The organism is Haloimpatiens lingqiaonensis (assembly GCF_901447495.1).
GTDB lineage: Bacteria > Bacillota > Clostridia > Clostridiales > Clostridiaceae > Haloimpatiens > Haloimpatiens lingqiaonensis.
The window spans coordinates 1-5,916 of sequence record NZ_CABDWS010000117.1 but is presented as its reverse complement, the minus strand read 5'-3'; the positions used below and the strand labels follow the sequence as shown (position 1 = coordinate 5,916).

3 protein-coding genes, 1 tRNA gene, 2 rRNA genes and 1 riboswitch are annotated in these 5,916 nt (G+C 30.4%); of the genes, 5 read left to right on the top strand and 1 reads right to left on the bottom strand.

The annotated features are described in order from the left end of the window. The 4 genes from FGK85_RS14305 to FGK85_RS14290 form a co-directional block, all read left to right on the top strand. A 23S ribosomal RNA gene (locus FGK85_RS14305) occupies positions 1 to 169 on the top strand; the annotation flags it as partial. Positions 170 to 352: 183 nt separating this feature from the next. Further along, positions 353 to 469: ribosomal RNA gene (rrf, locus tag FGK85_RS14300) — 5S ribosomal RNA — on the top strand. Positions 470 to 476: 7 nt separating this feature from the next. Next, positions 477 to 551 (top strand) — tRNA-Asn (locus FGK85_RS14295). A gap of 239 nt (positions 552 to 790) precedes the next feature. Further along, complete coding sequence (locus FGK85_RS14290) at positions 791 to 3,259, top strand: ABC transporter substrate-binding protein (RefSeq protein WP_138207746.1); 2,469 nt, start codon at positions 791 to 793, stop codon at positions 3,257 to 3,259. Between the two features lie 167 nt (positions 3,260 to 3,426). On the opposite strand, the gene FGK85_RS14285 is transcribed toward FGK85_RS14290, so the two are convergent. Next, the gene (locus tag FGK85_RS14285; protein ID WP_138207744.1) at positions 3,427 to 4,347 is read right to left on the bottom strand and encodes a ComEC/Rec2 family competence protein; all 921 of its coding nucleotides are present in this window, start codon (positions 4,345 to 4,347) and stop codon (positions 3,427 to 3,429) included. Between the two features lie 346 nt (positions 4,348 to 4,693). On the opposite strand from FGK85_RS14285, the gene FGK85_RS14280 reads away from it, so the two are divergent. Beyond that, entirely contained in the window at positions 4,694 to 5,410 is a 717-nt protein-coding gene (locus tag FGK85_RS14280) for a lysophospholipid acyltransferase family protein (protein WP_138207742.1), read from the top strand. A gap of 118 nt (positions 5,411 to 5,528) precedes the next feature. Next, a riboswitch (FMN riboswitch) is annotated at positions 5,529 to 5,644 on the top strand. The last annotated feature ends 272 nt before the right edge of the window (positions 5,645 to 5,916 follow it).

Genomic DNA, 5,916 nt, shown 5'->3' with positions numbered 1-5,916 from the left:
GGAAGGAATAAACGCTGAAAGCATCTAAGCGTGAAGTCCACCTCAAGATTAGATTTCCCATAGCGTAAGCTAGTAAGACTCCTGGAAGACTACCAGGTTGATAGGTCGGAGGTGTAAGCATGGTAACATGTTCAGCTGACCGATACTAATAAGTCGAGGGCTTGATCAAAAGATAATTGACAGTTGACAATTGACAATTGACAATTAAAAGATTTTCCACACTGTGCAATTTTGAAAGAACAATAAGTTCTTTTTTTAGTAAGCTAGTCCGTTAAACTCTAGTAACTAGATACGCTGCGCAGCAGCTAAATACTAGCCCTCTAGACGCTAGCCCACTAGCCCACTGAATTTATCTGGTGATTATGGCTTGAAGGTAACACCCCTTCCCATTCCGAACAGGACGGTTAAGCTTCAAAGCGCCGATGGTACTGCAGGGGAAGCCCTGTGGGAGAGTAGGTCGTCGCCAGGTTGAATATTCCGCGATAGCTCAACGGTGGAGCACTCGGCTGTTAACCGATAGGTTGAAGGTTCGAATCCTTTTCGCGGAGCCATATAAAGAGGCATAAGCCTCTTTTTTTATTTTTTGAAAATAAATTGTTTCCAAACTATGTACTTTTTAATTTTATTTTAACAATTTTACAATAAAATATGATATATTAAATATGTATTTGTATTATTCAATTGATTTAGGGGGGAGGTGAACTGTGGCAAAAACATTAATAATTCTTATAAAAAAGGAGTTTAACATATTCCATATAGAATTTTATTAGTTTTTGTAACAGGAAAACAAATGTTATTCAATAAGAAAAAACATCAAAAGGTAGAAGTTATTGAAAAAGATGAAATTGATAATAATGAAATTTTGGAAAAAATATATAAAATGAATATTAAAGAAAAATATCAAAGTATACTTAGTGAAAAGGTTTTTATACAATCTGAAGGTACTTTAGATATTACTGAGCAATTAATTAAATCGGTAGAGGGAATAAATAATCAATTAGATATAAATTCTAACAATATAGCTAAAACAGTGGATGTATCCTCAGAAGTGGGGGCTTTTTCAGAAGAAGTAAATGCTAGTGTACAGGAAACTTTGAATGTAATTGCAAATATGATGGATAAAGCTGACTTAGGTCAAGAATCAGTAGATAATTTAATAAAAAGTATAAATATAATAAAAAATACTGTTTTTAATATGGAAGAGGCACTGCTTAAGTTATCTGAAAAATATAGTAAAATAAAAGGTATAGTAGATACTATAAAAGGTATAGCTAAGACAACTCATTTATTATCCTTAAATGCTAATATAGAAGCTGCTAGGGCAGGAGAAGCTGGAAAAGGATTTGTTGTAGTAGCTGGAGAAGTTAAGAAATTGGCTGAAAACAGTTCTATATCTGCAGACGAAATAGATAAAATAATAGAAGAAATTACTACGGTTACAGATAAGACATTAGAAATTATAAAGGATGGAGCGGAAAAGGTCTCACAGAGTACTAATATTGCTGGGGAAAGTAAGAAATCTATAGATGAGCTATTAGAATCTGTAGATAGAACAAAAGTTATTTCAGAGCAAATAGCAATTGCAGTTAGAGAGCAAACGGAAAAAAATCAATATATGATTTCAGTTATAAGTGAAATGGTAGAAGGAAGCGAAAAAGTAAAGACTTATAATGAAGGTATATCTGTTAATGTTGAAAGGCAGAGAGCAGCATTAAGTGTTCTAAAAGAAACTATTACTAATTTAAAAGAACTATCTATAAGCAGCGATAATATGCATAAAGATAATGTACATAAAGATAATGTGAATTTTAATATTTGTTTCGATAAGGTACAATCATTTGATCCATTAAAAGCTACGGATATGAATACAATAGGTGTATTATCTTTAATAAATATTGGTTTAGTTCAATTTGGTACTGGGACAGATGTAATAGGAGCATTAGCTAAAAGCTGGCATTTAGAAGAGGATAATGTAACTTGGGGTTTTCAATTGAGAAGGGGATTGAAATTCCATAATGGCAGAGATATAACCGCTAGAGATGTAAAATTTTCTTTTGAAAGATTATTAAGTAGAGCAGAAAATTCGCCAAATAGATGGCTATTGAGTATAATTAGGGGTTCAAAGGAGTTTTATGAAGGAAGGATTTCAGAAGTTAATGGTATAATTGTTAGTGGAGATTATAACTTAAAAATTGTATTAGAACATCCATATAGCTCTTTTGTAAATAATTTAGCTCATGGTTCATGTGTAATACTACCTAGAGAAGAGATATCTAATATAGATGCAAAACCTGTTGGAGCAGGACCTTTTAAATTTAGAGAATATAAAAAGGAAGAAGAAATATTAGTATTAGACAAATTTGAGCAATATGGTTTAGGAGAAGCTATGATAGACCAAATAAATATAATGTACAATCTAGAAGATGATACTAAAGCATTTTTAGAGGGTAATTTGGATTATGTAAGGATTTCTCCAGAAAATATAAAAATAATAAAAGATGAAGGATTTGTTATAAATAAACAAGTATGTTTAGGTTCTAGATTTATAACTTTTAATTTTCAAAGAAACAATTCACTATTAAATAATAAAAAAATTAGACAAGCTATTAATTATTCTGTTGACCGAGAAAGAATCATAGAAGAAGCTATGGGTGGATTAGAAATAGAGAATAGCGGATTGATACCTCCTATAATATTAAATGGAAAGAAAACCATAGGGTATAAAAGAAATTTACAAAAAGCTAAAGAATTTATGGCTGAAAGTGGTATCAGAAATGGAAAGTTATCCTTACTAATATCTACTGATGGAGGTAATAAATATATACATTCCTCTATAGCTAAGATTTTAAAAGAAAACTTAAGAGATATAGGAATAGAATTAACTGTAAAAGAAGTAAAATCAGCTGAATATTATAGTAAAGAAAATGTTGATAGTTGCGATATGATTGTCTATGGGTGGATGGGTGATTCAGGTACTGCAGATAATTTTATGGAGCCATTAATGGATTTAGAAAACCCTGCCAATAGAAGTAGATATGATAATCCAAAAGCAATGGAAATGATAAATGAAATTAAAAAAATAAATAATCCTTATAAATACAGAGATATGTTAGAAAAAATGGAAGAGGCAATAGTAGAAGATGCCCCATACATTTTCTTAAGCAGCATATGCACAAATTATGCCTTTAATAAAAAAGTAAAAGGATTAAAGGTCACACCATTGAATTTAATTAATTTGCAAGATGTTTGGAAAGAATAGTAAGTAATGTGAATTAAGGCATATAAAAATACACCAGTATGTCCAAGGTTTGTGTAAACAAATATGGATGTTCTGGTGTATAATTTTTTATTGTATATATTAGTTTAATTATAAGTATAGTGTTATTGAGTTATAGGGTTTTCAATGCTTTGCCATAAAAATATATCTTAGTTTTTTGTGGTTACTTTTATATTTTTACCATCACCAGATACGAGTATATTTCCATCTAAATCAGATCTATATAATTTACAATTGATCTTTTTTAATTTAGATATGGTTTCCCTATGAGGATGACCATATTTATTATCTTTTCCACAAGTAGCTATAGCTATTTTAGGGTTTACATTTTTTAAAAATACTTCTGAAGTAGAGGAAACACTGCCATGATGGCCTAGTTTTAAAACCTCAGCAGATACATCATATTTTTTAGATAATACATCCTTTTCCACTAAAGCTTCAGCATCTCCTGTAAATAAAAATTTATTATCTTTATATTTTAGCTTAATTATAGGTGAATAATTATTTAATTCATCATAATCATTTCTATTTGGTGATAACATTTCGCAGATTGCATCTTTACCTAAGTCTAAAGAAACACCTTCTTTAGCTACATGTATTTTTAAATTTTTAGATTTTAGTGCATTAATCATGTCTCTATAAGTTTTAGTAGTATGAGTTTTTTTAGGTGCATAGAAATTTACTACATCAAAGGAATTTATAATATAACTGGCACCACCTATATGATCTTCATGGGGATGGGTTACTATAAAATAGTCCAATTTCTTTATATTTACTTTCTTTAAATATGAAATTAGTTTATCTTTACTGTCTCTAGGACCAGCATCTATTAGCATGTTTTTATTGTTTACTTGAACTAGTATACTATCGCCTTGTCCCACGTTTATATAGTGTACAAGAATATTATTTGGTGATTTTTCGGATTTCCCCCTTGTAGTTTTTACAGTATCATTAGTAGCAGTATTTTTATTAGATGGATTTATATTATTAGAACTAGCACATCCAACTAATAAAAACGTAGAAATCACCATTGATAAAAATAAATAAATATGTTTTTTGAATACTTTCATAAAATACCTCCAGTTTAAATATTAAATGCATATCTATATTATATATATAACATAAGTTTAATAAAAGCAATTTGAAACTAAATTTTAAATTTTATCCGATGACTACCTGCCGTAACACTCCCACTTTTAACAAAGTGCGAGATAACGGCAGCTACGTCCCTGGATAACGATCTCTAAGCTTCAGTTGGGGTAAAAACTCCATCTGAAGGTTAGAGCTCTGTTTATGGTTTGAATTTAGAAAGATAGCAGTTAAATTAAAATTCGGTGTTTATACTATACGGTTGAAAAGAGAAATAAGCATTAGTATAATATAATTAGCTAAAAAAGTAAAAGGAAGGTATGACCAATGAAAACATATTTTAAAATAACAGTGTTTATATTTTATATGATAGGGGCAATTTTTAAAACAATAAAACTGAATTTTTTAAAGAAATTTTCATCTGAGGACAAGTATCAGGAGTATTTAAATAAATCTGTTTATAACTGGGCAAAATTTTCAGTGAATTTGGTAGGGGTAAAGCTTCAGGTAAAGGGAAAAGAAAATATACCAGAAGGAACCTGTCTATTTGTATCCAACCATCAAGGAAATTTAGATATACCTTGTATAATTGCAGGAATTAATAGACCTATGGGATTTATAGCAAAAAAGGAGCTAATAAAGGTACCAGTTATATCTACATGGATGAAGGCAATACATTGTGTATTTATGGACAGACAGAATGTGAGGGAGTCTTTAAAATCTATTCAAGAAGGAGCAGGACTATTAAAAAGTGGACATAACATGGTTATTTTTCCAGAAGGAACTAGGAGTAAGAGCAGCCTTGTGGGAGAGTTTAAAAAGGGAAGTATGAAATTGGCTACTAAAGCAGAAGTTATGGTGGTGCCTGTTACAATAGATGGTACATATAAAGCTTGGGAAGGTAATGGAGGAAAGGGACTTATTCCAGCTGATGTAACTATTACTATACATAAAGGTATAGATATTAAAGAATTGGACAAGGAAAAAAAGACAACCTTAGCTGAAGAGGTTAGGGAGATTATAATAAGTGGAATAGAAGAATAATATGATTTAAAGTTGTATATTTAAGAATATAAATAAACAATTGTGTAAATATAGCAGAATATATTGAAAAATCATGAAATATGATATATAATATAGATGAAAAATTAATTATATTTAAATATATCTTCGGGGCAGGGTGAAAATCCCTACCGGCGGTTATAGCCCGCGAGCCGTAAGGCAGATTCGGTGTGATTCCGAAGCCGACAGTTAGAGTCTGGATGGGAGAGGAGAAATTTTTGTTTTGTGTTTTTTGAGCCCTGAAACATTTCAGGGCTTTTAATTTTCCCAAAACATACCCCGATAAAGATAGTGTAAAGTGAAATATGAAAAAGTTAAGCTTAAAAATGTTTTGCCCGAAGGGCGCAGAATAATAAAATACTTTGTAATTTGAAGATGAAGTAACGAATTTTGAGCATGACAAAAAATCCTTTTGAGTGAAGGAAAATTTTTGATATTAGTAATCTCTACATGGAGTTATTCACGTAGTGGCTAATAAATATCCCATA

Excerpts from the sequence above, each read along its gene's own strand:
- FGK85_RS14290 (WP_138207746.1), top strand. The coding sequence starts at position 791 with ATGTTATTCAATAAGAAAAAACATCAAAAGGTAGAAGTTATTGAAAAA.
- FGK85_RS14280 (WP_138207742.1), top strand. The coding sequence starts at position 4,694 with ATGAAAACATATTTTAAAATAACAGTGTTTATATTTTATATGATAGGG.
- FGK85_RS14285 (WP_138207744.1), bottom strand. The coding sequence starts at position 4,347 with ATGAAAGTATTCAAAAAACATATTTATTTATTTTTATCAATGGTGATT.